This window comes from Methyloceanibacter sp., from assembly GCF_050728395.1.
In the GTDB taxonomy this organism is placed as follows: domain Bacteria; phylum Pseudomonadota; class Alphaproteobacteria; order Rhizobiales; family Methyloligellaceae; genus Methyloceanibacter.
This window is the reverse complement of the sequence record NZ_JBOHJB010000178.1, coordinates 1-2,676: the sequence shown is the minus strand read 5'-3', so window position 1 is coordinate 2,676 and position 2,676 is coordinate 1. Positions and strand designations below refer to the sequence as shown.

2 protein-coding genes are annotated in these 2,676 nt (G+C 60.7%); both read right to left on the bottom strand.

Going from position 1 to position 2,676, the window contains the following annotated elements; genetic code table 11:
- Window positions 1–96: 96 nt before the first annotated feature.
- Window positions 97–1,293 carry an IS256 family transposase gene (locus ACREC7_RS16295; protein WP_431556737.1) on the bottom strand — a complete coding sequence of 399 codons (1,197 nt, stop codon included), beginning with the start codon at window positions 1,291–1,293 and terminating at the stop codon, window positions 97–99.
- A 409-nt stretch (window positions 1,294–1,702) separates the two neighbouring features.
- A partial coding sequence (locus tag ACREC7_RS16290) for a 3-isopropylmalate dehydratase large subunit (RefSeq protein WP_431556736.1) occupies window positions 1,703–2,676 on the bottom strand: 974 nt, incomplete at its 5' end.

The window sequence follows — 2,676 nt, the reverse complement described above, 5'->3', positions numbered from 1 at the left end:
CCCCCAACCGATTCAGCTAAAAGTGATCACGCTCTAGTGTGGCGAGAGACGGCGGCGGAGAGGGGTGGCGCATCCCCTTGGTGGGCCTGAGCATCGTCAGGCGGCCTGACGCAGCGCCTCCTTCTTGTGCTCCTTCAAGAGTTGCATGTTGAGATAGATGTGGGCTTCGAGCCAGGCTTCGTGGGTCTCGACGCAGAGCGCGCGGACCAGACGAAGACAGCTCTCGGCGTTGGGGAATATCCGCACGACATAGGTGCGTCGGCGAATCTCCTCGTTGAGGCGCTCGAGCATGTTGGTCGACTTCATGTGCTTTCTGTGCGTGAGCGCCAGGCGGAAGTAAGTCAGAGTCTCCTCGATGTTGTCCTCGACCCAACTGGTGAGCTTGGGATATTTGCCGCTCCATTTGGCGAGCCAGACGGCAAGATCGCGCCGCACCTCGCTGAGGTCGCGCCGGTCGTAGATCCAGCGCAGCTCCAAAAGGCAGTCGTCGCCGGCCTTGCGCGGAACATAGTCGAGCGCGTTCCTTAAGAAGTGCACGTAGCAGCGCTGCCAAAACGTTCCCGATAGAACCTCGGCGACCGCCTTCTTGAGGCCCGGATGATCGTCCGAGACGACGAACTCCACGCCTTTGAGGCCACGATCCTTCAGCGCGTGAAGGAAGTCCTTCCAGCTCGAAGCGCTCTCTTTGCTGGCAAGGCCGACAGCGAGCACTTGGCGCCGGCCCTCCCAATCGACGCCGATCGCAATCAAAACTGCTTGGCTCGTGATGATGCCGGCTTCGCGCACCTTCTCATAGCGCGCATCGAGAATGAGATAGGGGTGAGGCTCCTTCAGCCGGCGTTCGCAGAACGCCTTGAGCCCGGCATCCAGCGTCTTGTTGATCTGGCTGATCGAGGAGGCCGGGAACGAATGGCCCACCAGCTCCTCGGTGATCTGCTTGACCTTCCGGGTCGAGACGCCCTGCACATACATCTCCGCCAGCGCCGCAACCAGCGCCTTCTCCGAGCGCTGATACCGTTCGAACAGTTCCGTCGAGAACCGCCCCTGGCGATCTTGTGGCACCCTGAGCTCCAGCTTGCCGATCCGCGTAATCAGAAACCGCGAGGAGTAGCCGGAGCGGTACCCGAGCCTTGCTTCGCTGCGCTCCCCCTTCTCCGCCCCGAGCGCTTCGGTCATCTCCGCTTCCAGAACCTCCTGCACCGTCGCCGCAATCAGAGGCCTCAGGAACTCCTTGTCTTCCCTCAATAGTTCATCGACGGCCGATGCGTTCGACCTAATCTTCGTCACGGTCATGGTGGTCCAAGCTCCTTTCCGAGCGGTGATCTTGACAACCACCGGACTTACCACGACCGCTTCAGCTTCTCAGCATTTGCAGAACTCTTCGCACACTACCGAGTGCCCTAAGTTCCTGGTACAACTCTTTAGGCCGAAGTTGCGTCGGCAGCGGCTCGACTCCTTCCGCCTGCTCGAAGGTCAGCCGTCGGCGATCTGCGTAAGGGTCATCGTTAGACATATGACATCTGCGGGACAGGGTATGGACGGAGAAATTACATCGTCTGCCGTGTGCTGTCGCACGTAAAGCGCCAACACTCGCATAATGCTCACTAAGATAAGCCTGTTGAGCATTCAGAAAGTTCAAAAGCGGCGTCCGGGACTGCGCCAAAAACCCGTCGTTCGCTCGCCCACCTGTTGAGCGAATACCTCAATGCCACTCCCTAATATCAACAAAATGCCCGGCAATCGCGGCGGCGGCCGCCATCGCGGGCGAGACAAGATGGGTGCGGCCCCGAAAACCTTGCCGGCCCTCAAAATTGCGGTTCGAGGTCGAGGCGCAGCGCTCGCCGGGCAAAAGCTTGTCCGGATTCATCGCGAGGCACATCGAGCAGCCGGGCTCGCGCCATTCGAAGCCGGCGGCCAAGAATATCGCGTCGAGGCCCTCGGCTTCCGCCTGTTGCTTGACCAGGCCCGAACCCGGCACGACCATGGCGTTGACGGACCCCGCGACGTGCTTGCCGGCGACCATTTTTGCGGCAGCACGCAGGTCTTCGATGCGGCCATTCGTGCAGGAGCCAATAAAAACCCGGTCGATGGAAATGTCGGTGATTTTTTCGCCGCCCGTTAAACCCATGTAATTTAAGGCACGGGCGATGGAGGCCTTTTTGGTCTCGCTCAAAACCGCTTCCAGACGCGGCACGGTCCCTGTGATCGCGGCGACATCCTGCGGGCTCGTGCCCCAGGTGACAAGCGGCGGCAATTGGCCAGCATCAAGATGGATCTCTTTGTCGAATACGGCTCCCGCGTCGGAGTGCAAGCTCTCCCAATAGCGCATCGCGGCGTCCCAGGCAGCATTCTTCGGCGCCTTCGGCCTCCCTTTCAGATAAGCGAAGGTCTTGGCATCGGGCGCAATCATGCCGGCGCGGGCGCCTGCCTCGATCGTCATGTTGCAGACGGTCATCCGCCCTTCCATCGACAGCGCGCGGATCGCTTCGCCCGCATATTCGATGACATGCCCGGTGCCTCCCGCGGCGCCAATCTCGCCAATGATCGCAAGCACAATGTCCTTGGCGCTCACCCCATCACCGAGCGCGCCGTCGACCGTGACACGCATGTTCTTGGCCTTGACCTGGATCAGGGTCTGGGTGGCGAGAACATGCTCGACCTCAGACGTGCCGATGC

Coding starts and splice junctions, on each gene's coding strand:
- ACREC7_RS16295 (WP_431556737.1), bottom strand. CDS start 1,293: ATGACCGTGACGAAGATTAGGTCGAACGCATCGGCCGTCGATGAACTA.